The organism is Patescibacteria group bacterium, from assembly GCA_028711655.1.
In the GTDB taxonomy this organism is placed as follows: domain Bacteria; phylum Patescibacteriota; class Patescibacteriia; order Patescibacteriales; family JAQTRU01; genus JAQTRU01.
In genome coordinates this window covers 17,362-42,666 of record JAQTRU010000006.1, presented here as the reverse complement: position 1 = coordinate 42,666, position 25,305 = coordinate 17,362, and the positions used below count along the sequence as shown (strand labels likewise).

General features: G+C 41.9%; 24 protein-coding genes. 1 reads left to right on the top strand and 23 read right to left on the bottom strand.

All coding sequences use genetic code 11. The features are described 5' to 3' along the window. The 9 genes from rplC to PHQ42_01475 form a co-directional block, all read right to left on the bottom strand. On the bottom strand, positions 1-565 hold a 565-nt coding region (gene rplC / locus PHQ42_01515; GenBank protein MDD5071393.1), incomplete at its 3' end, for a 50S ribosomal protein L3. Positions 566-945: 380 nt separating this feature from the next. Next, complete coding sequence (gene rpsJ, locus PHQ42_01510) at positions 946-1,317, bottom strand: 30S ribosomal protein S10 (protein ID MDD5071392.1); 372 nt, start codon at positions 1,315-1,317, stop codon at positions 946-948. 104 nt (positions 1,318-1,421) lie between these two features. After that, entirely contained in the window at positions 1,422-2,609 is a 1,188-nt protein-coding gene (gene tuf / locus PHQ42_01505) for an elongation factor Tu (protein MDD5071391.1), read from the bottom strand. A 197-nt stretch (positions 2,610-2,806) separates the two neighbouring features. Beyond that, the gene (locus tag PHQ42_01500) at positions 2,807-3,358 is read right to left on the bottom strand and encodes a hypothetical protein (GenBank protein ID MDD5071390.1); all 552 of its coding nucleotides are present in this window, start codon (positions 3,356-3,358) and stop codon (positions 2,807-2,809) included. Positions 3,359-3,548: 190 nt separating this feature from the next. Next, entirely contained in the window at positions 3,549-5,627 is a 2,079-nt protein-coding gene (fusA, locus tag PHQ42_01495; protein MDD5071389.1) for an elongation factor G, read from the bottom strand. A 63-nt stretch (positions 5,628-5,690) separates the two neighbouring features. Further along, positions 5,691-6,323, bottom strand: coding sequence for a DUF333 domain-containing protein (locus PHQ42_01490; protein ID MDD5071388.1), 633 nt, complete (start codon positions 6,321-6,323; stop codon positions 5,691-5,693). A 128-nt stretch (positions 6,324-6,451) separates the two neighbouring features. Then, positions 6,452-6,919 (bottom strand): 30S ribosomal protein S7, encoded by a 468-nt coding sequence (gene rpsG / locus PHQ42_01485; GenBank protein ID MDD5071387.1) that lies wholly within the window; start codon positions 6,917-6,919, stop codon positions 6,452-6,454. 180 nt (positions 6,920-7,099) lie between these two features. Further along, positions 7,100-7,519: a 30S ribosomal protein S12 gene (gene rpsL, locus PHQ42_01480; GenBank protein MDD5071386.1), complete on the bottom strand. Its 420-nt coding sequence runs from the start codon at positions 7,517-7,519 to the stop codon at positions 7,100-7,102. A 288-nt stretch (positions 7,520-7,807) separates the two neighbouring features. Further along, a complete protein-coding gene (locus PHQ42_01475) occupies positions 7,808-8,491 on the bottom strand; it encodes a site-2 protease family protein (protein MDD5071385.1) in 684 nt (227 codons plus the stop codon). A gap of 214 nt (positions 8,492-8,705) precedes the next feature. Between PHQ42_01475 and rpmB the strand changes: the two genes are divergently transcribed. Further along, positions 8,706-8,882 carry a 50S ribosomal protein L28 gene (gene rpmB, locus PHQ42_01470; protein MDD5071384.1) on the top strand — a complete coding sequence of 59 codons (177 nt, stop codon included), beginning with the start codon at positions 8,706-8,708 and terminating at the stop codon, positions 8,880-8,882. Between the two features lie 141 nt (positions 8,883-9,023). Here the strand turns inward: rpmB and PHQ42_01465 are convergent, their stop codons facing one another. The 14 genes from PHQ42_01465 to rpoA form a co-directional block, all read right to left on the bottom strand. Continuing rightward, positions 9,024-9,293: an acylphosphatase gene (locus PHQ42_01465; protein MDD5071383.1), complete on the bottom strand. Its 270-nt coding sequence runs from the start codon at positions 9,291-9,293 to the stop codon at positions 9,024-9,026. Positions 9,294-9,324: 31 nt separating this feature from the next. Continuing rightward, positions 9,325-9,669, bottom strand: a complete 345-nt coding sequence (locus tag PHQ42_01460) for a four helix bundle protein (protein ID MDD5071382.1) — start codon at positions 9,667-9,669, stop codon at positions 9,325-9,327. A 31-nt stretch (positions 9,670-9,700) separates the two neighbouring features. Then, on the bottom strand, positions 9,701-11,191 hold the full coding sequence (locus PHQ42_01455) for a ComEC/Rec2 family competence protein (GenBank protein MDD5071381.1): 1,491 nt from the start codon (positions 11,189-11,191) through the stop codon (positions 9,701-9,703). A 181-nt stretch (positions 11,192-11,372) separates the two neighbouring features. Next, positions 11,373-12,476: a peptide chain release factor 2 gene (gene prfB, locus PHQ42_01450; GenBank protein MDD5071380.1), complete on the bottom strand. Its 1,104-nt coding sequence runs from the start codon at positions 12,474-12,476 to the stop codon at positions 11,373-11,375. Between the two features lie 125 nt (positions 12,477-12,601). After that, positions 12,602-13,447, bottom strand: coding sequence for a hypothetical protein (locus PHQ42_01445; protein MDD5071379.1), 846 nt, complete (start codon positions 13,445-13,447; stop codon positions 12,602-12,604). A gap of 123 nt (positions 13,448-13,570) precedes the next feature. Then, on the bottom strand, positions 13,571-13,876 hold the full coding sequence (locus PHQ42_01440) for a four helix bundle protein (protein ID MDD5071378.1): 306 nt from the start codon (positions 13,874-13,876) through the stop codon (positions 13,571-13,573). Between the two features lie 59 nt (positions 13,877-13,935). After that, positions 13,936-14,904, bottom strand: a complete 969-nt coding sequence (locus PHQ42_01435) for a right-handed parallel beta-helix repeat-containing protein (GenBank protein MDD5071377.1) — start codon at positions 14,902-14,904, stop codon at positions 13,936-13,938. Between the two features lie 145 nt (positions 14,905-15,049). Further along, positions 15,050-15,391: a GIY-YIG nuclease family protein gene (locus PHQ42_01430; GenBank protein ID MDD5071376.1), complete on the bottom strand. Its 342-nt coding sequence runs from the start codon at positions 15,389-15,391 to the stop codon at positions 15,050-15,052. A 259-nt stretch (positions 15,392-15,650) separates the two neighbouring features. After that, a complete protein-coding gene (locus PHQ42_01425) occupies positions 15,651-21,698 on the bottom strand; it encodes a hypothetical protein (protein MDD5071375.1) in 6,048 nt (2,015 codons plus the stop codon). 834 nt (positions 21,699-22,532) lie between these two features. Then, positions 22,533-22,973, bottom strand: a complete 441-nt coding sequence (gene rpsI / locus PHQ42_01420; GenBank protein MDD5071374.1) for a 30S ribosomal protein S9 — start codon at positions 22,971-22,973, stop codon at positions 22,533-22,535. A 136-nt stretch (positions 22,974-23,109) separates the two neighbouring features. Then, positions 23,110-23,466 carry a 50S ribosomal protein L13 gene (gene rplM, locus PHQ42_01415; GenBank protein MDD5071373.1) on the bottom strand — a complete coding sequence of 119 codons (357 nt, stop codon included), beginning with the start codon at positions 23,464-23,466 and terminating at the stop codon, positions 23,110-23,112. A 52-nt stretch (positions 23,467-23,518) separates the two neighbouring features. Next, positions 23,519-23,914: a GxxExxY protein gene (locus PHQ42_01410; protein ID MDD5071372.1), complete on the bottom strand. Its 396-nt coding sequence runs from the start codon at positions 23,912-23,914 to the stop codon at positions 23,519-23,521. Positions 23,915-23,964: 50 nt separating this feature from the next. Next, a complete protein-coding gene (gene rplQ / locus PHQ42_01405) occupies positions 23,965-24,315 on the bottom strand; it encodes a 50S ribosomal protein L17 (GenBank protein ID MDD5071371.1) in 351 nt (116 codons plus the stop codon). A gap of 167 nt (positions 24,316-24,482) precedes the next feature. Next, positions 24,483-25,283: a DNA-directed RNA polymerase subunit alpha gene (gene rpoA / locus PHQ42_01400; protein ID MDD5071370.1), complete on the bottom strand. Its 801-nt coding sequence runs from the start codon at positions 25,281-25,283 to the stop codon at positions 24,483-24,485. Positions 25,284-25,305 lie beyond the last annotated feature (22 nt).

Genomic DNA, 25,305 nt, shown 5'->3' with positions numbered 1-25,305 from the left:
CGCCCTTTACTAACAATATATTATTATCTTTATCAACTTCAATTATCTCTAAATTTTTAACAGTCGCCCTGTCCCCTCCCATGCGTCCGGGCATTCTCATTCCCTTGAAAACATGGGCTGGTCCGGTAGCGCCGATAGAACCGGGCATTCTCACCTGATCTTTTGTGCCGTGAGTTTTGTTGTGGCCATGAAAGCCATGGCGTTTAACTACTCCCTGAAAACCCCGCCCCTTGGAAACTCCGATCACATCAATGGTGTCGCCGGAGGAAAAAGCGCTAACATCTATCATGTCCCCGACTTTTAAATCTTTATCATCGGTTTTAAACTCTTTCAAATACCTTAAGTTGATTTTTAATTTTTTTAGGTGCCCTTTCTGCGGCTTTTTTATATTCTTTTCTTTTCTTTTCCCAAAACCAAGCTGGACAGCGTTATAACCGTCTTTATCTTCATTTTTGACCTGGGCTATCAGGCAAGGACCAGCCTCTATTCTGGTAACCGCTACCACCTTTTCGCCTTGCCAAACCTGGGTCATGTCTAGCTTTTTTCCTATAATAAACTTCATAATTACAAATTACAAATCACATACAAATTACAAATCACAAATCCTATTATTCGTATATTTGTAATTGATTTGTAATTTGTAATCAAAAAAACTGGTCCTTTTTAGAAAGACCAGCAAACACGCGCTATTTAACGCTTTTAGTGTGTTTTATGCTGAAATCTTCTAAATTCTTCCCTATCTGCCAGGCACTTTCCCCGCCTTAAGCAAAGAGTTGCCTACACAAACTTGATTATTTTAATGTATTATTTATATTATAACTTTAAACAATTTCTGTCAAGCACGATTACAAATTACAAATTGATTACAAATTTTACAAATGATTATTGTTTTTATTAAAATTTAGTTCTAATTTGTAATATTTGTATAGAATTTGTAATTTGTAACTACTGCATTTTTATTTCCACATCAACCCCGGCCGGCAAGCTTAAATTAGTCAAATCTTCAATGGTCTTGGCGGTCGGCTCGACAATATCAATCATTCTCTTGTGGATTCTCATTTCATACTGATCGCGCGCGTCCTTGTGGACAAAAGTCGATCGGTTAACCGTATATTTCCTTTTTTCCGTAGGCAAAGGAATGGGGCCGAAAATCTGCGCATCGCTTCTTTTGGCCGTATCAATAATAGTCTTGGTGGACTGATCTATAATCTTATGGTCAAAAGCCTTTATTTTTATGCGAATTTTCTGCTTGAAATCATTATTACCTTCGCTTTTGTCATCGGATTTTTTATTCTCCGCTTTTTCTTTTTCTGACATCAAATTTTGTCTGACAGAAGAAAACAAATTTCTTTTTCCTTCTTCTCTATAAATTAAAATAAACACTACAACCCCGCTCTTCAGAAAAGAGCGGGACTAAGTGACTACTTTATAATTTTTGTTACCGCGCCGGCGCCTACGGTCCGTCCGCCTTCCCGAATGGCAAATCTTAATTTTTCTTCCAAAGCGACCGGAGTAATTAATTTTATCTTCAGATTAACGGTATCGCCCGGCATAACCATCTCCGTTCCTTCCGGCAATTCAACTTCGCCGGTCACATCGGTTGTCCTGATATAAAATTGCGGCTTATAACCCTTAAAAAATGGCTTATGGCGGCCGCCTTCTTCTTTGGTCAGAATATACACCGCCCCTTCAAACTCGGTGTGCGGAGTAACCGAACCCGGTTTGGCCAAAACCTGGCCTCTTTCCACTTCGTCTTTCTTTGTGCCTCTAAGTAAAACTCCGGCGTTATCGCCAGCCTGACCTTGGTCAAGCATCTTATTAAACATCTCAATGCCGGTAACTACGGTTTTTCTTGTTTCCCCTAGGCCGACAATTTCCACTTCGTCGTTTAATTTTACAACACCCCTTTCAATTCTGCCCGTAACCACGGTGCCGCGGCCTTCAATGGAAAAAATATCTTCAATCGGCATTAAAAACGGATGGTCAACGTCTCTGGTCGGCTCAGGAATATATTCGTCCAAAGCTTTTAAAATATCCACAATCGGCTCGGCGTCAGGGCCGGTTGGATTTTCCAGGGCTTTCAGGGCGGAACCGCGAATAATCGGGGTCTTGTCGCCCGGAAATTCATATTTTTTTAACAAATCGCGAATTTCCTCTTCCACTAAGTCAATCAATTCCTTGTCTTCCACCATGTCGCATTTATTTAAAAATACCACAATATAAGGAACTCCTACCTGCCGAGCCAAAAGAATATGCTCTCTGGTTTGGGGCATGGGCCCGTCAGTCGCGGCCACAACCAAAATCGCTCCGTCCATCTGGGCGGCGCCGGTAATCATATTTTTCACGTAATCGGCATGGCCCGGACAATCAACGTGCGCATAATGGCGCTTTTCTGATTCATACTCAACATGAGCGGTGGCAATAGTGATGCCGCGCGCCTTTTCTTCCGGAGCCGAATCAATCTGGTCAACCGATCTTTGCGATGCCTTTAATCCCTTGGAGGCGATAATCTTAAGCATCGCCGCCGTTAAAGTGGTCTTGCCATGATCAACGTGGCCGATAGTGCCCACGTTGATATGGGGTTTTGAGCGTTCAAATTTATCTGCCATGGTTTTTTTGTTTGCGGCCCCCTTAGGAAGGGGTTACCTCTCCGCTCTAAAGCAGAGAACCAGCCGTCATTTGTTAATTATTTAGTTAAATAATAAAATAATATAAAAATAAAATAATATAAAAATCTATTTTATCTGACAGGACAACAGGCATCCAAAGCGCCGAAAATTATTTTATTATTTTATTATTTTATTATTTAAAAAGGAACATCTTTTACAACTTCTTCCGCGCTACTTTTTATATCAGGAGGTATTTCCCAGTTGTTGCCGAACTTATTTTTATCCTCATCTATCTCCTCCATACTTTTGCCGGAAATATGAAAATCGTCTTCCGCCGGCCCATCATCTTCCATCCCGCCAAAAGGTTCTTCGTAATAATACATATCCTCTTCGCTCTCATCAAAATCAATTTCTTCGTCGTCTTCGCTCTCCAAATCCCCCAGATCCCTCCGGAAGTATGGGGACATTTCCTTTCTTCTTTCCCCTCTTCTCTCTCCCCTTGGAAATTCCTTATCCCCTTCGGACCTCTCGTCATTCTCACTTTTCCAAATGGCTATATCACGATTTATTCTATCAAGTAGTTCATCTTCTGTCAAGTTTCTCAACTCGTTCTGGCCCAAAACAAATTTTTCGTATTCTTCCAACCCCATTATCACAAAAACGCTGTCCGGTTTGGCGCTGTCAATCACAATTATTTTATCGCCGGTAATTTTTGCTAAATTAATGGCTTTTTGCAATTGATTAAGCATGGTATTAATATTATTTTACTTTATATTAACCTGGTCTTAATCTTATCCTAATTTTAGCTAAAGGTCAATACAACTATTTAAATCCTAATTTCAAAATCCTAAATCCTGAATAAATCTAAATGTTCAAAATTCAAAACTCTAAACAATAGTTTAAAACATCTGGTAATTTTAATTTTAACTTTATTTGGAATTATCTCTGGCTGCGGCTGGTTATGGTTTCAACAATATTGCCCGGCACTTCGGAATAGCGGAAAAATTCCATCGTATAACTGGCCCGGCCCTGGCTAGAGGAACGCAAAGTGGTGGCATAACCGAACATTTCCGCCAAAGGCACTTTGGCCATAATCACTTTAGCCGTGCCTCTTTCCGTAAGCTGGTCAATCTGGCCGCGTTTGGAATTAAGGTCGCCGACAATATTACCCATATATTCTTCGGGCGTTACCACTTCCACTTTCATAATCGGTTCAAGCAATACCGGTTTGGCTTTGCGGCAAGCTTCTTTGAAGGCGAAAATTCCCGCCATCTTGAAAGCCGCTTCCGAAGAATCAACTTCGTGGAAACTACCGTCATAAACCGTAACTTTTATGTTAACCATCGGGTAACCGGCGACCACTCCCTGATCCATAGCTTCTTTCACCCCTTTGCCTATGGCCGGAATAAATTCCCTCGGAATCACTCCTCCTTTCACTTCATCAACAAATTCAAATCCAACTCCTTCCGGCTGCGGTTCAACTCGCAACCAGCAATCGCCGTATTGGCCGCGTCCGCCGGACTGTTTTATATATTTGCCCTGAGCCTCGGCCGTTTCCTTAATTGTCTCGCGATAAGAAACCTGGGGCGCGCCCACGTTAGCTTCAACGTTGAATTCCCTTTTCATCCGATCAACAATAATGTCAAGGTGCAGCTCGCCCATGCCGGAAATCAAGGTTTGGTTTGTTTCTTCGTCGGTTTCCACCCGGAAAGTCGGGTCTTCTTCCGCTAACCTCTTCAAAGCCGCCCCCATTTTTTCCTGGTCAGCTTTGGTTTTTGGCTCAACCGCTATTTTTATAACCGGTTCCGGGAAAACAATGGATTCAAGCAACAAAGGATGGCTCTCGTCGCAAAGGGTATTGCCGGTAGTGGTATTTTTTAATCCGATAACAGCGGCAATGTCTCCGGCATAAACTTCCTTTATTTCCTCCCGATGATTGGCATGCATTCTTACCAGACGGCCCACCCGTTCCTTACTGCCGGTAGAAGAATTTAAAATATAAGAACCGGCCTCCAAAACTCCCCTATAAACCCGGACAAAACACAACCGGCCCACAAACGGGTCAGTGGCTATTTTAAAGGCTAATCCGGCAAAAGATTCGTTGTCATCCGCCTTTACCGGCATTTCCTTGCTTTCATCGCGCACATCCATGCCCTTAATTTCCGGCACATCCAAGGGGGAAGGCAAATAATCATTAACCGCTTCAAGAACCAATTGAACGCCCATATTTTTTAAAGCGCTCCCGCACATAACCGGATAGATAGAATTGGAGATTACCCCTTTTCTCAAAGCTTCCTTAAGCTCTTCCTGGCTGATTTCTTCTCCGTTTAAATATTTTTCCGTTATTTTGTCATCGCATTCCACAATTCTTTCCGCCATTTCACTTCTGTATTTTTCCACCTGCGCTTTTATTTCTTCCGGAATGGGAATCTCAACCACTTGTTCCCCGTGAACTCCCTTAAATTCATAGGCCTTCTGGCTAATTAAATCAATCACGCCCCGGATGCTTTCTTCGGCGCCGATCGGAAGTTGAATGGCCACCGCTTTCGGATTCAATCTTACCTTAATGGAATCAAGACTCATATAAAAATCCGCGCCCATTTTATCCATCTTATTGATAAAACAGAGACGCGGAACTTTGTATTTATCCGCCTGCCTCCAAACTGTTTCCGATTGCGGCTCTACGCCCTGGGAACCGTCAAAAACCGCTACGGCCCCGTCCAGAACCCGCATAGACCTTTCCACTTCCACCGTAAAATCAACGTGGCCGGGCGTATCAATTATATTTATTTTATTACCTTTCCAAAAACAAGTCGTGGCCGCGGAAGTAATGGTTATGCCCCTTTCTTTTTCCTGGTCCATCCAGTCCATGTCGGCCGCGCCGTCATGAGTTTCTCCTATCTTATGCTTTTTGCCGGTATAAAAAAGAACCCGTTCCGTAAACGTGGTTTTCCCGGCGTCAATATGGGCGGCAATGCCGATATTTCGTATTTTATCTAGAGAATAATCTCTGGGCATAAGTTATTAAATTTTTAATTTTGTAATTTTTAATTAATTTCTAATTCTATAATTTTAAAACTATTAATTTGAAATATCTGAATCGTCGAACTTCACCGGTATTTCCACTAGATTCAATTCCGAGCCATCCGCGCCTTCTTCATAAACCGCGACAAAACCTTCTTTGGTATTATTAAATTCAAAATTCAACTTATTGATTACATAATCGCCCATTTCTCCGGTTTGCCCGGAATTGTAAATTTTAACCGTTTCTTTAACAAGGGTTTCATGGTTGTTGTTTCGCAATTCAACCGTCAAAACGTCTTTTTCAGCTGACGCTTTTCCAAAAACAGCAAGAGGGCTATAAACTGTTTGCCCGTCTTCTATATTAAAAACCTTGATCTTGTCGTTGCCTAATACTGAATTTATCTGTTGCGAACCATCCGAGGTGTCCTCGCCTTTATCCCCGGGCTGGCATTCCTTTCTGAAAAACGCCCATTCTTCGCATTCGGAGCCGTCGCTAAATTTGCAGACTCCGTACTGCCCGTCGGCATTTTCCCTGATTTCCAGCTCCCCGCCCTGCTCAAGGCAATACTGCGAAGCCGGATTGGCTAATTGGGCGCCTGATTCATCCGGAGTTTCTTTAACAACCTGCCTGATGCAGCCGCTTAAAACCAAGCTTACTATTAAAATTGTAAAAATAAATAACTTTTTCATATATTTTATTTCCTTTCTACCCCGCTTTAGCGGGCTTTTAACTCCGACTGAAGTCTGGTAGAATAATAATAATAATAATTTCTATTTTAGTTCCGCATAAGTCCATATCAGTCCGCGCGAGTCCGCGTCTAGCGGGAGAAATGCGCGAATGCCTTGTTGGCTTCGGCCATCCTGTGGACCATCTCCCGTTTCTTTACGGCCGCGCCTTCGCCCTCGGAAGCTTCCAAAATCTCGGCCGCTAATTTTTCCGCCATGGGTTTGCCTTTGCGCGCCTTGGCCGCTTCAATCAGCCAGCGGCAACCCAAAGCAAAACGACGGTCGCCTCTGACCTGGAAAGGCACCTGATAATTGGCTCCGCCGACTCTCTTGCCGCGAATTTCCACTATTGGCGAAACCCTTTTCAAGGCTTTATTAAAAACATGCCTCGGATCTTGCTTTGTTTTTTCTTTTATAAAATCAAAACAACCGTAAACGATTTTCTCGGCTGCGGTTTTTTTGCCGCCCTCCATAATGTAATTCATGAATTTGGCGACATTTTTGTCGTTATATTTGGCATCGCCATCTATATCTCTTCTTGGCGCTGGTTTTCCTCGCATAGTTACGAATTACGAATTCTTTACAAATTTACGAATTCGAATTATATTTATTAAATTTATTATTTTTTCATTAAATAATAATTCTAGATATAGCTTGTTTATAATTACAAATTACGAATATTATTTTTAACTTATTATTTAGTATTTGTAAATTTGTAATAGATTTGTAATTTGTAATCTTTATTTTTTTTCTCCTTTCGCCCCGTACAAACTTCTTGACTGTTTTCTGCCTTCCACCCCCTGCGTATCATAAACTCCTCTGATAATCTTATAGCGAACACCCGGCAAATCTTTTGTTTTTCCGCCCTTAATTAAAACTATGGAGTGCTCTTGCAAATTATGGCCCTCGCCGGGAATATAAGCCGTTACTTCCATGCCATTGGAAAGGCGGACGCGGGCAATTTTGCGCAGAGCTGAATTCGGCTTTTTCGGAGTGGTGGTTGTCACTTTTAAACATACCCCCTGTTTAAAAGGCGATCCTTTGGGCAATTCCTTCCTTCGCCGGTGCAGTGTGTCAAGATTGGTATGCAAAGCCAAGGTTTTCTTTCTTTTTCCGATTTTTTTCCTCCCCTTGCGGAGTAATTGATTTATTGTCGGCATATCTAATTAAAATAATATCACCGCTTAAGCCGCCGCAGAAGCGGGGCAGGCGGGATCCCGTCACCGCCACCTATGAAAATTTTAATGTAGGCGGGATAATAAAGTGGCGGGATAAAAATAAAATAAAAAAATAATATAAAAAATATAAAAACGCCAAAAAAATAACCTTCTTTTTATATTATTTTATTATTTTATTATTTTGCTTGTTATTTTACTACTTAAATTTAGCAAAATCCCAAAAATAAGTCAAGAGAACTTCAAAAAAACAAAAAAACAAGAAAAAAACACCTAAATGCCTATTATGGCTATAAATAACCGAAGAACCGTTAAGCTTACAAAACTTAATAATCCCATCATCAGTAAGACTAATATGATGATAATGCCATAAGGTTCTAATCTAAGGAACTTTTCTCTTAAATCATAATTCAAGAAGGCGGACAATATCTTTGACCCGTCCAGGGGGGGGATCGGCACCAAATTAAAGACCATCAGAATCAAATTGACAAAGCAAAAAATTGCCGACAAAACGAAAATGCTGTTAATTAAAGAGCCTTGGACCTGGCCCAATAGCGCCTCATAGTTCCCTCCCAGAAAATTTATAACCAATTCTTGCTTCAGCTGCGCCGGCGCGATAAACCTTGCCAAGAGGCCGAAGAATATAGCCAGAAGAAAATTCATCCCCGGTCCGCTTATGGCCACTTTTAACTCTCCATACTTTTGGTCTCTCAAGTTATAAGGGTTAAAGGGCACCGGTTTGGCCCAGGCTATAAAAACGGGGGATCTGGAAAAAACCAAAAGCAGGGGCAAAATTACCGAACCAAAAATATCCAAATGGGCGAGGGGGTTTAAAGTAAGCCTGCCCAAATCTTTGGCGGTCGGATCCCCCAGCTTATAAGCTGCCCAGCCATGGGCATATTCATGAAAAACTGCGGAAATAATTAAAGCAAATATAGAAAGAAATATTATTAACATAAAATATTAAATTCCAATAACCAATCTCCAATAATCAAACAAACTTCAATAATCAATAATCAAAATTTGGTTATTGGAATTTAGTAATTGGTTATTGCTTGATTATTGTTTCTTGGTTATTGATTATTATATCTTACCACAGCTTGCTCTTTTTTCCAAAACATGATAGCATTTTATTATTCATTATTCATTTTACATTATTCATTCCAAACTTATGGCTAAAAAATGCGATGTTTGCGGCCGCGGTTCTACCAAAGGCGCCAGCCGTTCCCACTCTAATATTAAAACCATCAAAAGGCAGCATATAAATTTGCAAAGCAAAAGAATTGACGGCAAAAAAATGAAAGTCTGCACCGCCTGCATAAGAACTATGGCGAAAAATAAAAAGTAGACGATAAAACAAAAAACCACCCCGCTCTTCGCGAAGAGCGGGGTGGTTTTTTGTTTGCCAGCCCTAATAACGCAAACTTTCAAAGGTATGTCGCCAGCGCGGAGACTGGCGACCAGCGGCAACCAGCGCTACTATTTATAGTTAAAATCTAATTTCAAACTCTTTATAATTTTTAATCTTCCCCTCCTCCGCTTCCGTATTTTCCACTCTGGCCCAAGAAGGGCCTTTTTGGCACCACTTTAAAAATTTTTTTAATTCTTCCTCCTCGCCTTCGGCCTCAATATAAACTCCGCCGTCCGCTTCATTGCGCGCAAAACCGGCCAAATTCAATTCTTTAGCCTTTTCTTGGGAATAATATCGGAAACTAACTCCCTGCACCTGCCCGTGAATTTTAATATTCAAATGCTTCATAACTAAGTTATAAAGTTTATAAAGTAAAAAGTTATAAAGTTTTTATCAAGCCAGACAGCAATTTTGAAATCTCTATTACTGAGAAAGATAATTTATTAAATTGTTTTTCATTAATGTAATTTAGCCTATAACCAAGATATAACATTGACCTTGCTTCGGCGCATGAGCCCTTGGCGATAAATAAAAAATTCCTGAATTCTTTATTGGTATTTCTTTCAAAACCTTCGGCAATATTATTCATTATGGAGATAACTGCTCTTCTTATTTGATTAAGAAATGAAAAATCAGAACAACTGTTAAAAATGCTATATATTTCTAAAGTCAGCTTTCCGGCCTTCTGCCAGGCAATAATATCCTCAAATCTTTGTATTTTCATAAACTTTCAACTTTATGGACTTTATAACTTTCTAACTAAAATTAGTCTTAGCGCTCTGATTATAACGACGAGCAAATATTATTAGGTAAATAACGAACAAATAATACGCCCCGGCCCAACCCCACCGCAAATAATCAATTTCCCAATAAGACAAAGGCAACCGAGTGAGCCAATCAGCCACTGCCATAATATATTTTAGCGCTAAAAAAGCTGGGAAGAAAAACAGCCAACTCAAACTCGGCCAAATTAGGCCCAAGGCCAAGCCGGTCAGAATTGCCGACAACAAAAATGGCAAAACCCAGAGAACCAGCAAATTGCTGATTGGCGCGATTAAAGAAACCTGGCCGAAATTAAAAGCGATAACCGGCAAAGTAAAAACTTGGGCCGAAAGAGTGATGCCCGCGATATCCAAAAAAATTTTAACCGCTCCCCTTTTCTCTCCCGCCAATTTTCTAAAAATTGGAAAAAAATAAGCGATGCCCAAGACCGCCAAAAAAGAAAGCTGGAAGCCAATATCATCCCGCAGGAGTTTCGGATTTATTAAAAGCAAAATGGCTGCGGCTAACACCAAAGAATTGGTTAACTTATTGAGCCGACCCAGATTCATGGCCCAAAGCACTAAAAATCCCATTAAACCGGCCCGCATCGCCGAGGCTGGCAAACCGATTAAAAAAATATAAACCAATAGAAATAAACCGGCCAGCCAAAAAGCTTTCCGCCGCGGCAAACCAATTCCCAGGGAAAAACCCATAACCAAAGCGGCCAAAATGCTAATGTGCAATCCGGAAATGGCAACGATGTGGCTTAAGCCGGCTTGGGAAAATTTTTCTTGCCAATAATCGCCAATGCCTTTTTTGTAGCCAAGAGTTATGGCTCCGGCCAACCCGGCCTCCGGTTCCGGCAAACTATAATTAATAACATCGCGGAGCCTGCCCTTTAATTTAAAAATTTTTCCGTAAAAATAATTTCCTTTCCCTCCCCCGATTTTTTCAATCTTCGGATGGTAGCAAACCGAATAAATGTTATAACGGGCCAAATACCGATCGTAAGCGAAACCGCTAAATTCTTCCGGCGCTTTGAGCTCGCATTTTATTTTTAATTCATCGCCATAACTAAAAGCCGGATATAAATTCGTTGTGACCAAAATTTTCCCGGAAATCTCCCGTAGAGACGCAAAATCTTGCGTCTCTGCGGATAAGGCATTAATTTCATATTTCACATTTTTCTCCCTAATATCCGGCTCATTGCAGACCACGCCGGTTATCACCGCCTCCTGCCCGTTGTAAAACCAAATTTTATCCGGCGTGTTGGCTGGCAGGGAAAAGCTATAACGCCAAATCCCCAAAAATAAAAATAGCCCCAGCAGGGCCATTATCATTATTTTTTTATTTTTAAAAAATAAAATTAAAATTACCAAACAAAATATTATTGCTCCAAACCACCATAAGTCAGGTGTCAACCAGGGCAGAGGCAGGAATGAAGCGATGGCAATACCGAGAATAGAGGAAATACACGAATACAAAAATATATAAGATTTAGAAAAATAAAACATTTTTAATTTTCAATTATCAATGACCAATTTTCAATCAATTTTCAATACCTAATTTTCAAAAATTGAAAATTTAGCATTGATTGTAAATTGAAAATTGTAAATTGAAAATTTTTTTGAGAAATATTTATTCTGAATTTATTTAAAGTCTGCATCAATCCGTTCTAGTCCGCATCAAGCGCAAATACGCTTCCATAAATCCCTCCAGCTCTCCGCCCAAAACCGCGTTAATATCCGAGGTCTCATAATTCGTCCGGTGGTCTTTAACCATCTTGTAGGGCTGCAGAACATAAGACCGGATTTGCTTTCCCCATTCGGCTTTCTGCGCCTCGCCCCGCAATTTTTTCTCTTCTTTGCCCTTTTCCTCTTCCTGCAATTTGTATAATTTTGATTTCAAAATTTTCAAAGCGGTTTCTTTATTCTGGTGCTGGGAGCGCTCGGTCTGGCAGGCCACAACCAGGCCGGTCGGCTGATGGGTAATCCTGACGGCCGAGTCGGTTGTGTTAACGCTCTGTCCGCCCGGACCGGAAGAGCGATAAACGTCCACGCGCAAATCTTCGTCTTTTATTTCTATAACTTCTGCTTCCGGCAGCTCCGGAATAACTTCCGCCAAAGCGAAAGAAGTGTGCCGCATTTTTTCCGCGTCAAAGGGGGAAATTCTTACCAAGCGGTGAACGCCGGACTCGCTTTTTAAATACCCATAAGCCCAGCGCCCGACAATTCGCATGCTCATGCTTTTTATGCCGGCTTCATTGCCGACTGTCCTGTCTAAAATCTCGGCTTTCCAACCCCTCTTTTCCGCAAAACGAAGAAACATCCGCTCCAGCATTTCCGCCCAGTCTTGCGCTTCTACTCCGCCTGTGCCGGCGTGAACAGAAAGAATGGCATTGCTCTCGTCATATTTTCCGGAAAACATAACTTGAAATTCCATTTTCTCAAATCTCTTTAACAACTCTTCATATCTCGCTTCCGCCTCCTCGGCCAAAGAAAAATCCTCTTCTTTGTTGCCAACCGCTACTAATTCTTCCAATTCGGTTATCTCTTTTAAAATTTCTTCCCACCCCCCGATTTCTTTTTCCAGTTCTTCCGCCTCTCGGCTTATTTCTACCGCTCGTTCCCTATTATCCCAGAATCCAACTTTGTTCATCTCGGACTTTAGGCTTTTGGCTTTGGACTTTTGACTTTCTAAACTTAAAAGCTGCCAAGCCTTCTTGGTTCTTTCTCTCAATTCATTTATTTTTTTAAGTAAATTTTCCATATATTGTCCCCCTTGTAAAGGGGGATTTAGGGGGTTAAATTTCGGGAATTTTAACCTCCCCTACCCCTCCTTTACAAGGAGGGCATCTTATCTGCCCCCCCTTCCCAAGAAGGACAAACGAACGCTTACTTAAATATCACCTGCCCCTTTAATATCACCTCTTCCTTTAATATAACCGGACTAGATTCAACATGGGTTATGGTCGGAATATAAGCGCCGTAGCCCGTGCCCTCGGTATTGGTGGCATAAGCCCGGACATAATAAACCGTCCCCTTGGTTAAACCCGTGATTTCTATGGTCGTGGTGCCGGTGGAAAAATCGCCGGTTTCATGCGCATCCCAGGTATCAGCCTCGGTCAAACCGTATTTAACTCCTCTGACCGTCGGGTTGACTCCGCCTGTGTCGGAAATGCCGATAATGACCGTAATGGAGGAAGTCGCCATTTCCGAAAATCCGCCCGTCACTACGGTTGGCGGCCCGATCGGCAGCCAAGTCGTGGTTACTTTATATAAATCACCGGCATCATCCATATTTATATAACCGGCCTTTTCGCTCCAGGCATAACCGGAAAAATTACCATTCTCATCAATTGTTACTTGGTAATAATTGTTTACGCTTGAATCGTCAAAACTTATCCAGCCCAATTTCTCGCTCCAAGCATAACCGGTCAAATTTCCGTCTCCGTCATTGGAAATCCCGTAATCAACCGTGCCGCAGGAAGAAGTGTTGGAACAGCTCAAACTGATGTAACCGGTTTTCTCGCTCCAGAGATAACCGGTAAGACCATCATCAGCCACCAAAGCGCCTTCAAAATTAGCGCCGTCCGCCCACTGGATATAACCGAATTTCTCCGCCCAGGAATAATCGGAAGAATTACCGGGCGCGGCCCAAACCGGTTGGCTGGTAGACAATACTATAACCAAAATAACCACGGTATATTTTATTACATTTTCTTTTAATTTTTCAAACATAGCGAACTAATTATCAATTACCAATTATCAATTTTCAATCAATTATCAAATTATCAATTTCTAAATTTTCAATTAAGAAACTCCTCTTCCTGTCCTTATTATCTTTGAAAAAATCAACAGCAATTATTGAGCCTCTTGCCAGAGCAAACGAATTTTTTCTTTTTTCTCCGGATTAGTTCTGGCTAAAAGTCTTAACCAATGCCTTGTCTCTTTTATTTCCTTTTTACAAATACAAATTTTATGCAAGAAATCTTTTTTGCTTTCCCCTTCGGTCGCCTCACAATAATTAGCCCCTATGGAACCGCCCGAACCAACTACTTGAGCAATAATTCTTGAATTTACCTCATCTTTTTTTATTTCTTTCACGAAATCAATAATTTCTTCAGCAAATCTAGCCGTTCTTTCTTCTAAATCAAACTTTCCTGCCATAAAATTTGATAATTAACTACTTGAAAATTCATTGAAAATTGATAATTTAAAATTGAAAATTATTTATAAATATCTCTCGTCTTCTGAACCCTCACATTATATCCCTCATTATCTTTTATATAATTATGCTGAATTTTTGCGTCCGAATCCTCGTCAACATATATCCCGTAGCTCTTGTTATCAGTAATCTTGTTATATTCAATGATAAAATCGCTTTTTATAAGTCTCACTCCGGACTTGGCGCTGGAAATTATGACTGAATTTCTGATTGAGCCGGATGAGCGCAAAACTTTTATGGCTTCGCCGCAAGTGTCAATAACATTATTTTTAAAATCCAATTGGCTGTCTTTGGCATACATGGCGGTGGCGGAAATATTTCTGAATCTGGTATCGGAAACAATAATTTCCGCGCTGGCGGCGTCAATCCCGGCGTAAGAATCGGCCAGCACAATGTTTTCCAGCCCTAATCCCGCGTCCCTTACCTTGATAACCGCGCTTTTTTCCTTGGCCGCTTTTAAAATTGTTGCCTCGCCCTGTCCGACCAGACGTAATTTTTTATTGATAAATAGGTTAACTGAATAAACCCCCCTGCTTAGATAAATGGCGTCATAATCTTCGGCCTCGTTTATAACCGACTGCAAATCTTCTTCCGGAGAAACCGAATGGCTTTTCCCTCTTATTCCCAATCTCTCCCCGATCGTCGCTTGCCTCTCTCCCTCTCTGAATAGCGGCCCCAAAATTAATTCTTCCAAACTGGCCGGTTGAAGATTTTTTTGGTCTTTATGAATAATAAAGGTTCGGGTGGAAAATTTATCGTTTCCGGTAAATTTTACTTTTTTTAATGTGTCGGCCCCGCCTTTTGTAAGCCAATCCCCGGCTGCCAGCAAAAAGAAAATAAAAAATATAATAAATATAATCCGCTTCCGGGATAATTTTTCCGCTTTTTTCTTTAACGCTTTTCCCGCCTTTTTAATTTTTTTAAAAAAGAGCTTGCCCCTATCCTTAATTTTTCCTAAAACACTAATCATAACCTTAATAGAAATATAAATTGAAACTACTTTAACTCTAACTATACTGGGACCCCTTGTCATTCCCGCCTTCTTCCCCTTGTCATTCCCGCGGCCTTTAGTCCCCGTGAAAACGGGGAGGGAATCCAGGGATGAGCCGCATGAACTACAAATCATCAAATAAATCCCGCCAAGCAGGATTTTCTTTTTCAATTAATTCTATTTTCCACTTTCGATTCCATTTTTTCAGTTGTTTTTCTCTGGCGATAGCGGCACCAATGCCAGAAAAAACTTCACAGTGGACTAATCTGTTTATATTGTACTTAGCGGTAAAACTATTTTTATTTTCTTTAATTCTGTGCTGGAAACTCCTATTTAATAAATTGTTGGTTACTCCGATATATAATGTACCATTTCTTTTGCTGGCTAAAATGTAGACATAATAATTTCTCTCCTCCCTCGCCCCGTTAGCCCCGCTTAGAAATTTATTTCTAACGAGGTTAGAAATATTATAACTTCTTTGCTTATAATAATTTTTGGCTGAATTTCTAACGGGGTTCATATTATATTTATCATTCGTGCCACTTGACCCTGGATCCTCGGGTCAAGCCCGAGGATGACAGAAAAGGTGATCTTCTCAAAAAAATAACCAATCTTCGCCTTTAATTTATAACCAATAATCATTCCTCTTGATTACTAAAACCCAATTATAGGCAGGGATTTAAACGGAGTCCGCATGAGTCCGTGTCAGTCCGCTCCAGTCCGCATTAGCGCGCGCAACGAAAGCCAATACTCTCGCTCACCGCGGTTGGCGCGTTGGACAAATCCAAGCTGTAAATTCCGCCTGCTCCCCGGACAAAACCCCGCAACACATCAATATTTGAGCCAATCTTAATCTTCCCGATATTATTATCTGCGTCATTCAAATAATAAGGCGGCGCGATATTCAACCCTTTGAAATCTATAACATCAAAGTATTCGTACCATTCGTTCAGGTTCGTTCCGTTCGTGTTTAATTCCGGCGCTCCCTTTTTCGTAATTGTCTGATTGGTCCATTCTCCGATTCCTATATTCATATATACAACATTATCATTAGACAACACATATTCATTTACGCCGTCCGCCTCACTTAATTCGTTTTTTTCGTTAAATTTCGTCCCTTTTGTGTTTATTATATTCTCCGCCATGGTAAGCCACTCGTTTTCGGAAATTAAATGGTAGCCCGCGCCCAAACTCTGGCAGGCAAGGCCTGCTTCACCCTGCGAAATATTATTCCATACCTGGCCATTCACATTCGTTATATTCGTTAAATTCGTTTCATTCGTGTCTGCCAGGCGAGCGATGCGAGCCGCCACGCAGAATCCCGGCATTGTCCCATACTTCGCCGAGCCCGGCGCCCAGACAAAACCCTCTTCGCAATAACCCTCAAACGCTCCGGCCACGACTTTGCCTTCTACCCCAATATCGCCCATGGTTTCATCAACCGCCAAATCTAAAGCCGTACCGCAAGATGACCCGGAGCAAGCCATGATCCGGCCGTCCACCGCCAAAGTGCCGACAATGGAAACTTTGCCGCTCACGCCAATATTTAAAATACTCACGTCATTAGCGCGGAAATCCGCCACATCTCCGGAGCCGGACTGATTAATCACAAACGCGGTCTGGGCCGTGGTAGTGGCGGTAACAATCTCCACCACGGCTACCCCCCCCTCTCCTTGCGAAGGAGAGGGTTGGGGTGAGGTCTTGCCTAATTTAATATTGCCATATTCGTCCACGGCAAATGCATTCGTTAAATTCGTCAGGTTCGTCAAATTCGTGTTTAATTGGCTATTGATTATTGAAATTTGTTTGGCTATTGTTTCTTGGTTATCGGTTATTACGCTCATCTCTTCCCTAAGCCCTAAGCCCTGCGCCCTAATTACCGCGTCTAAATTCGCCACCATACTGATTATATCGCTCACGGTTTTTTCCATATTCACAATTCTGCTCCCTAAATCATCGCTCTTAACAGTCAATCTGGTTTCCAGTAATAATAATTTCGGATCAAGGACTTCTGTGATCTCATCGTCTAAATTTAAATTATTTATGGCATTAGCAATTAATATATTAACTTCATCCTCTATTTCCATATTAGCGATTCGTTCAGTTACTTTCTCCTCTATTTCTTCCACGGTCAGACTCTTATTTCTTCTTGAAATCAGGACATTAATCACTCCCGTCCCAATCTCATTCGTTATATTCGTGTCGTTCGTTTCATTCGTGTCTAAGCCCTCTAATGCAACCCCGACCGTCGGATCACCGGCGCTTGCCCGCATAACGTAGCCCGGCCGAGAAGCAGAAGTTAGAGAATCGCCCGGCCGGATTGGCCCGTTCGCCGTAGTGACCCGAGCCGGAACCTGGCCCAGCATGCCAATAATGGCATAATGATTATCTTTACTTTTTTCCATCCCGTTTTTGCCCGGTCCGCCATTACCCACAATCGCCGGTTTGGTGGAAACTATACCCATTAAATTGCCATCTGCCGCCCGTTCGCATCTTTTAACCGCGTTTTCCCTTTCTATATCCACGCAGACCGCTTCTCCGGGCTCTAAATTATTATCTATAGAATAATAATATTCCGCATAATCAGCGCCGTTTGTTAAATAAGAACCGCTGATATCAATACTGCCGGTCGGCACAATTACTCCGCGATTAACATCCACTCCGCCTAAAATTGACAATTTTGACTTAGGCGTGGTTGTGCCTACGCCGATATTTCCCGAAGAATCAACTCGTAAAGCTTCGTCTCCGACCCCAATCGTCGTAGTCGCGTTATTGGCCGGAGCGATTGTTAATTGGCTGTCAGACCCGACCGTAAAATTCGCGTAATTGGTATCATCATAAGCTAAAGTAAGTTGCGACCCGGAGTTGGATGTCACCGAGAGTTTAGACATCGGCGAAGTCGTCCCGATGCCGACGTTGCCGGAGTTTGCCTCTAGCCTCATTACTTCTTTTGAGGTTGCTCCGCCACTGCGTCCTCTAAAAACCAAATCTCCATAATCCGTATCTTGCCATTCATTAAAAATTCCCCAGGTTGATGCACCAGCTACACGATTTCTTAAAATCAATCCAACTGAATTTGCAGCAGCATTCTCATTTTGAATATATAAAGCATCAGAAGTATCTGCTGTGGTTAATAAATCTGTATTGTCGTGAACAGCATCTGTTCCAGAAACTACTATGCCCAACTTCGCCCCCGCACTTGCCGTCCCGATACCCACTCTTTCATTAGCCGTATCAACGTAAAAAGTATTATCTTTACTCTCTACCCCTACTCTAAAATCCCCGTCAACGTCTAAAAGATAAGCCGGCGTTGTTGTTCCAATCCCGACGTTGCCTTCAACTATTAAACCATTTTGTGGAGCTGTAACATCTCTATAATTATATCCTATGCTTGCATTTCCAGAGACTATAAGATAATTTTGATTTTGAGATGTATTTATTGATAATTTAGTTACTTTGGCAATACCATTTACATCAAGGAGAGCTCCTGGACTATCAGTCCCAATCCCCACCCTCTCATTAGCCGTATCAACATAAAAAGTATTAGCTTTGCCCGCGATTCCCACCCTCATATCACCGTTAACATCTAAGAGATAAGCTGGCGAAGTCGTCCCGATGCCGATGTTGCCAGCGGTTGATATAAAGAGCCTACTTGTCTCTTGATCCCGAAAGTCATATGCACCAAACGAACCTTGATTTGCCGCATTTGCATTAAAGCGATAACTGGCATATCCAATTTGATTACCAGTAAATTCTAAGTAGCCATTCGCATTTCTTCCAATATCAAAATTTGTTGTTGCAGACCCACTACTACCAAGTCGCATTTGGATATTTCCACTGGTCGTCATTATATCTAACTTCGCCCCTGGACTATCCGTCCCGATACCGACTTTCCCCTGCGTTGCATCCACAAAAAGTCCGTTAAAATTAGCTCCTTCTCCTACCCTAAAGTCTCCGTTAACTTCTAAAACCGCTTGAGGCGAAGAAGTGCCTATGCCAAAATTTGCCCCATTATCAATCCAACTATTTCCTGCTGCATTTAAAATGATTGTATTGCCAACGGCGTATTTTCGTAGTGATATATACCCGGAACCTACAGTATTCTCATATAAATTAACAATTCCATTGCCACTCGCATCTTCAAGGCGTATTCCTTCAGTATTTATATACCCTGCTGATTTTACAGTTAATTTAGCTATTGGTGAAGCTGTCCCAATCCCCACTCTTTCATTAGCCGTATCAACGTAAAAAGTATTAGCTTTACTCTCTACCCCCACTCTGAAATCTCCGTCAACGTCTAAGAGATAAGCGGGAGTAGTTGTGCCGATGCCGACGTTGCCTGTTTGCCAGTCATAAACCAAACCGCTGGTGTCTACCGTCAGTCCTCCGGCGAAAGTGGAAGTGGCCGAAGCGTCGGTCGCGGTAAAATACGGAGCCGAGATTGAAGACGTGGCGGTAAAAGTAGAAGCCGTAATTGTTCCGTCCACCGCGATGTTTCCGGCTACGGATAATTTAGCGTAGGGTGAGGTGGTACCGATACCTATATTACCCAAGAAATAGCCAGTGCCATTTTCAAGAAAGCTGGCTAAAGTGGTAGAAGCGGAATTGGTCAGTTCAAACAGGCGATTGGTTCCTGTCCCAAAGCCCCAGACCGAGAGTTTGGAATAAGGAGTGGAGGTGCCGATGCCGACATTGCCGGCGGTATAATAAGCGTCCGCGCCGGAAACGCTCCAAATTACAGAAGGAATATCTCCCCAGGCTCCGCCGGAATTTTTAAACTGCAGGGTTCCGGAATTGTCGCGCAGGCCATAGCCGCCAGTTCCGTCAGTTGACCCCCAATTAATATACCCTCCGGCAGACAGGCCCAAGTTGCCGTCGATATCTAATTTGTGGCTCGGGGAATTCGTGCCGATGCCGATATTGCCGCCGTCTTTAATGGTAAAGACGTCAGCCGAACCGTCAACGACATTAACAATATCGCCCGAGCTGTTTTTGCTCACAGTTAAGCCGCCGGAGCTGGACAGGCCGCCTTCGCCCGCGGAAACGCTGTTGCCAGAAAGAAAACTGCTGGCGCTTAAACTGGTAAAATGGGCATACTGGGCGGAAAAAGTGCCGCTCACATTTAAAAAATTGGCGGAAAGCATACTGCCGACGGTTAAGTTGCCGCTGATAGCGGCCGAAGAGGCCTCTAAACTGCCTGCGCTTATTGCGGAAGTTATGGATACGCTGTCGGAAAATTCGGCATCGCCCCCAACCTTTAATCCGCCGGCAATTTTTACCGGACTGCCTCCGTAGATTACGCCTTTGACCGTAAGATTATCGTCAACCGTAAGGCTCTCGTTAAAAACAGCCGCGCCCTTTACTGTTAAATCGCCTCCGACATCAGTCGTCCCGTCGGCCGAGGCCTGCAAAATCGTTATCTGGGGTTGAGTCTGGACAATTGCCGGAGCCGGCGGCTCTGAAACCGAAGCCTCTTCGGTAATATAAACGGGAGGAGCAACAACGGTTTTTGGGGCAACCGCTTTTTTTTCAATTTTTTCCGCCTGCCCCGAATCTCCCTGCGGTAAATCCGATAAGTCATCCGAAAGTTTCTCTTCTTCCGCCAACGTTCCGACCGCCTCTTCCGGCAGAAGTGGAATAATCGGCCAACCCGAAGTTTCAGCTAATTTTTTCTCTTCTTCTTGGCCGGCATACTTATTCAGAAAATCAGGAGTCATAAAATCCACAACTTTGGCGTAAAAATCAGATACTGACCGCCCCGCTTTTTTCATTGAATCTAAAAATTTTCCCATTATCAAATTAGTCCCCGCGGACTCGCTTATGCCGGCTACGCGGCCGCGCCCGGCTTCATAAGCGCCCGAAAAAGCCGGCTGGATTTTTCTTTCGTAAATCTCCTCCCGGACAACATCAATCTTATCGGCCAAGACGGCTATTTGCCGGCCCGCCATTTCCTTGACCGGCCCGGCAACTTTTTTCATTTCTTGTTTTGCCTTGTTTGAGTATTGGCTCGCCTTTTCAAAAACCGAACTCTCGGCCGCCAACCGGCTCGCTGCTTTCGCCGCTTCGCCCGCTGATTCCGCGACCGCTCGCGCCGCCTCAATCGGCGCGATCAAAGTTTTGTCTATCATGCTCGTGAAAGAAGCGGCCGCGCCCGGAACAAAATAGGAAAAAGAAAAAGCAGCCATCAGCAAAACTAAAAGCATGGCTGCCAACTTAGCCCGCGAAAAACCAAAAACCAATTTTTCTGATTTATCCGCGGAATCGGGAAAATTCCTTAAACCGAAAAGACGGTTAAAAAAATTATCGCCCGCTTTCTTTTCTATTTTTTTACCTTCTTCTTCTCCGATTTTTTCTCTCCAGCTTTTTAAAAATTCGTCTTCCTCGCCCGCCTTTTCTGAAATTTTTTCCAAAACTGAAAAGTCCAACTCCTCCCTTCTCTTTCTTACCCCCTTTCGGCAAAGGGGGTTGGGGGGATTTTTCCCCCTTTCGTTAAAGGGGGTTGGGGGGATTTCTCCCCCTTTCGTTAAAGGGGGTTGGGGGGATTTCTCTGCCTGCGCCCCTTCCGCTCTTTCCACCTTCTCGTCGCGGGCGTGCATTTCCAAATACTGTTCAAACCATTCCCGCGTCGTAAAATAATTCCGGCCGATTTTTTCCGCCTTTAATTTTCCTCTTTGTACCAAAAGAGAAAGGTAGTTAACTTTGTACGGCGCCTCTTTAGCCAAACGGCGCAGAGGAATTAATTTTTTGGATTCCTCTTTATTTTGATTAAGCATGGGGATTGCTTTTACCTGTTTAAAAAATAACGGCTATTTTCTTATCTTATCAAACTATTATCATCTAATCTTATTAACAATTATACCACAAATTATCAACATTTTAAAACATAAATCCGGTATTTCTTCCAAATATTTTTACTAAAACGGCTGCTGCCCAAGGAAATAGTAAAAATTCAAATTTTTTTTGGAAAAAATCGGCTTATTTTAGGCAAAAATAAACCTCGCGCTTTTTCTTTAATATCTTTCTCCTGACTAAAAATATTGACTCGCAATGGCCTCGCAGTAAAACATATAACATTTAAAAAGTACAAGATAAAAGTTATCCACAAGAACCTCCTTACGGTAAAGGTCCCGTCTCGCCGAAGGCTCGCCGAGGCGGAGGGTGAGGCCTGCCCGCAACGCCCTCGCTTGCGAGGCCGGCCAGGGGATTTTTGCCCCCTTTCGTCAAAGGGGGGTAGGGGGGATTTTTCCCAACAGGGGTTTCTTCTTAAGGATTGCTGTTTAAATTGTTTAAAATTTTATATTATCTTTTTATTATCTTAAAAATATCAACAACTTAAAACAAAAAACAAGGAAACATTTCCTTGCTTTTCTATATTATTTTATTTTTATATTATTTTATTATTTTAACTACCGCTTGCTCCACTTTTCGCCTAACAGCAGTCTCTTTTCAAGGACTGCTGTTTAAATTTCTATATTGTCTTTATGCCGGATACTTCCGTCCTGGCAGAATCCCCTAACGGGAGATTCTGCCAAAGCGAAAGTTTAAAACAAAAACAGTGGCCGTTTCAGACTACTGTTTTTTCTTATTTTATTATTTTATTTTTAAGTTTACCGCTTGCTCCACTGCGGCGCGCGTCTGGCTTTTTTGAGACCAGGTTTTTTTCTTTCTGTTTTGCGGGCATCTCTAGTGAGCCAGCCTTTAGCTTTAAGGCCGGGCCTTAATTCTTTGTCAAAAGCCACTAAAACTCTTGCCAAACCATGCCTTACAGCTTCGGCCTGGGAGTGCTTGCCGCCGCCTGCGGCCAAGATGGAAAAATTCAAATCTTTTAACCGGCCGGTCAATTTGAGCGGTTGAACGGCAACCGTGGCTTCTCCTTCGCTAAAATACTGATTAATCTTTAAACCATTAACAACAATAAGGCCGCGTCCATCTTTATATAATCTTACCTGCGCCCGCGAAGTTTTTCTCCGGCCGATCGCTTTTATGAATTTGCCTTTAAACTTTATTTCTTCGTTCTTTTCTTCTTTAATTGTTTTTTTCTCTGCCATATATTAAATAATATAAAAATAAAATAATAAAATAATAAAAACAGTAAGGAATGCGTGGGTTAGCTGTTCAGATAAAAGAGTTATTAAATTTTATAATTTTTATATTATTTTATTTTTATATTATTTTGTTATTTTATTATTTAACAATCAACCTCTTAAGCATCGCCTTGCGGAATCTGACCGGCGGCAGCATATCCCTCACGGCTCGCCTTAAAATTTCCGCCGCTCCGTCCGGCCGGGACCGTTTGAGCTCTCCCATCTTTTCCGTTTTTAATCCGCCGGGGTAGCCTGAATACCTGTAGTATTTTTTTTGTTCCAATTTTTTCCCCGTAAATTTTAATTTATCTATATTGGCCACCTCCACGATATCTCCGCCGTCAAGCCGCGGTTCAAACTCCGGTTTGTTTTTGCCCCGAAGCAAAACCGCAATCTGGCTGGCCAGCCGCCCGACCGCTTTTCCGCTCGCGTCAATTTTATGCAATTTCCTTTCCATATATTACAAATTACAAATTTTTATACAAATATACAAATTTATATGAATTAGTTTATTTTAGATTTAAAACTCTTTTAAATTTAAGCCCATTAGGAGAAAAAATAGCTAATATGCCTAATTTTAATCTCGAAGCTTTTAAATAACCAATAACCTGATCAAAATCTTTTTTGCAAAAGTGATTTCCTCTTTTAATTTCTAATACAATCTTGTCATCTATAATAAAATCAATGAAATATCTTCCTAAAATCTTACCTTTATAACGAATCTGGTACGGACATTGCGGTTTATATTTTATTCCTATTCTTTGAAATTCTACTTCTATAGCTTTTTGATAATACTTTTCCTGATAGCCATAGCCGAAGTTATTATAAACATTAAACAAAATCCGTATTATTTCATAGCTTAATTCTTTATAAATAACTTTATCCGGTTGTTCCCCTCCCTGCATAATTATAATTATTTGTAAAATTTGCAATGGATTTGTAATTTGTAACTATACTAAACTAACTCTATCTGCGCCATCTCCGCCCCGTCTCCCTGCCTTCTGCCTGTTTTAACAATCCGCGTGTAGCCGCCCTTTCTGTCTTTATATCTGGCGCCCAAAACCTCCATGGATTTCTTTACCGCCATTGGCTGCGGCAAGCCCTTGATCAATTTTCTTCTGGCGGCCAAATCGCCGGCTTTAGCTGCCGTGATAAGCTTTTCCACCTGGGGTTTCACGGCCTTGGCTTTGGCCAGCGTGGTTTTTACTTTTTCGTATATTAAAATACTGGAAGCCAAATTCTTTAGCATCGCTTCTCTCGGTCCCTTTTTTCTGTCTAAAATTTTTCCTTTTTTTCTATGCCGCATATTACGAATTACAAATCTTTACAAATATTACAAATCGCTAAGGGCAAATTAGTAATATAATAAAATATTATTTTCTAAAAAATCCTTGAAATTTAATAAATATAGCCAATTTATCATCACGAATTTACCCGAATTTGTAATATTTGTAATAAATTCGTAATTTGTAACTAAATCTTCTTCGGTCTTCCTCTTTTTTTTGCCTTTTCTTCCCCTCCTTCTTCCGCTTCAGCCTTAATTTCGTCTTTTTTTTCAACCTGCTTTTCTTTTTCAGCCGCGGCCTCTTCTTTGTTCAGGAGTGAATTGAATTGCTGTATCAATATGGCTACGGACTGCTCAAACGCTTCCCGCGAAGTAATTGTGCCGTCGGTGGTAATATCCAACAACAATTTATCCCAATTAGTCATCTTGCCGACACGGGTATTTTCCACTTTAATGCTTACGGACAAAACCGGAGAAAAAATTGAATCCATTTCTATGTAGCCGATTTCTTTATTTTCGCTTTCTATGTTTTCCACCGGCCGATAGCCGCGTCCCTGGCTTGCATAAATTTCCATATTAAGGCTGCCGGCCATATCGGTGATGTGGGCCAAAACTAAATCGGGATTTTTTATTTCTACCTGTGAATTCTTGGCAATATCGCCCGCTTTCACTTCTTTCTTCCCGTGGGCGCTCAATTCTAATTTGACCTCTTCCTCGGAAAATACTTTTAGCCTTAATTTTTTCAAATTCAAAACAATCTGCAAAACATCCTCCTTGATATGAGGCAGGGCCATAAACTCATGGTCCGCTCCCTTAATCTTCACTCCGATAACCGCCGCTCCCGGCAAGGAGGAAAGCAAAATCCGCCTTAGGCAGCTGCCTATGGTCATGCCATAACCGGGATAACACGGCTCTATCGCCACGGTCCCCTGATTGGGCTTTTCGCCGTCTTTGAAATCTATTTTTTTAGGCAAAGCAATATTTTGCATATTTTTTATAGTTACAAATTAC

Coding starts and splice junctions, on each gene's coding strand:
- fusA (MDD5071389.1), bottom strand. CDS start 5,627: ATGCCCAGAGATTATTCTCTAGATAAAATACGAAATATCGGCATTGCC.
- PHQ42_01490 (MDD5071388.1), bottom strand. CDS start 6,323: ATGAAAAAGTTATTTATTTTTACAATTTTAATAGTAAGCTTGGTTTTA.
- PHQ42_01425 (MDD5071375.1), bottom strand. CDS start 21,698: ATGCTTAATCAAAATAAAGAGGAATCCAAAAAATTAATTCCTCTGCGC.
- PHQ42_01440 (MDD5071378.1), bottom strand. CDS start 13,876: ATGGCAGGAAAGTTTGATTTAGAAGAAAGAACGGCTAGATTTGCTGAA.
- rpsJ (MDD5071392.1), bottom strand. CDS start 1,317: ATGTCAGAAAAAGAAAAAGCGGAGAATAAAAAATCCGATGACAAAAGC.
- PHQ42_01465 (MDD5071383.1), bottom strand. CDS start 9,293: ATGAAGCATTTGAATATTAAAATTCACGGGCAGGTGCAGGGAGTTAGT.
- PHQ42_01435 (MDD5071377.1), bottom strand. CDS start 14,904: ATGATTAGTGTTTTAGGAAAAATTAAGGATAGGGGCAAGCTCTTTTTT.
- rpsI (MDD5071374.1), bottom strand. CDS start 22,973: ATGGCAGAGAAAAAAACAATTAAAGAAGAAAAGAACGAAGAAATAAAG.
- PHQ42_01445 (MDD5071379.1), bottom strand. CDS start 13,447: ATGTTTGAAAAATTAAAAGAAAATGTAATAAAATATACCGTGGTTATT.
- PHQ42_01475 (MDD5071385.1), bottom strand. CDS start 8,491: ATGTTAATAATATTTCTTTCTATATTTGCTTTAATTATTTCCGCAGTT.
- rpoA (MDD5071370.1), bottom strand. CDS start 25,283: ATGCAAAATATTGCTTTGCCTAAAAAAATAGATTTCAAAGACGGCGAA.
- rpmB (MDD5071384.1), top strand. CDS start 8,706: ATGGCTAAAAAATGCGATGTTTGCGGCCGCGGTTCTACCAAAGGCGCC.
- prfB (MDD5071380.1), bottom strand. CDS start 12,476: ATGGAAAATTTACTTAAAAAAATAAATGAATTGAGAGAAAGAACCAAG.
- rplQ (MDD5071371.1), bottom strand. CDS start 24,315: ATGCGGCATAGAAAAAAAGGAAAAATTTTAGACAGAAAAAAGGGACCG.
- rplM (MDD5071373.1), bottom strand. CDS start 23,466: ATGGAAAGGAAATTGCATAAAATTGACGCGAGCGGAAAAGCGGTCGGG.
- PHQ42_01410 (MDD5071372.1), bottom strand. CDS start 23,914: ATGCAGGGAGGGGAACAACCGGATAAAGTTATTTATAAAGAATTAAGC.
- PHQ42_01500 (MDD5071390.1), bottom strand. CDS start 3,358: ATGCTTAATCAATTGCAAAAAGCCATTAATTTAGCAAAAATTACCGGC.
- PHQ42_01460 (MDD5071382.1), bottom strand. CDS start 9,669: ATGAAAATACAAAGATTTGAGGATATTATTGCCTGGCAGAAGGCCGGA.
- tuf (MDD5071391.1), bottom strand. CDS start 2,609: ATGGCAGATAAATTTGAACGCTCAAAACCCCATATCAACGTGGGCACT.
- rpsL (MDD5071386.1), bottom strand. CDS start 7,519: ATGCCGACAATAAATCAATTACTCCGCAAGGGGAGGAAAAAAATCGGA.
- rpsG (MDD5071387.1), bottom strand. CDS start 6,919: ATGCGAGGAAAACCAGCGCCAAGAAGAGATATAGATGGCGATGCCAAA.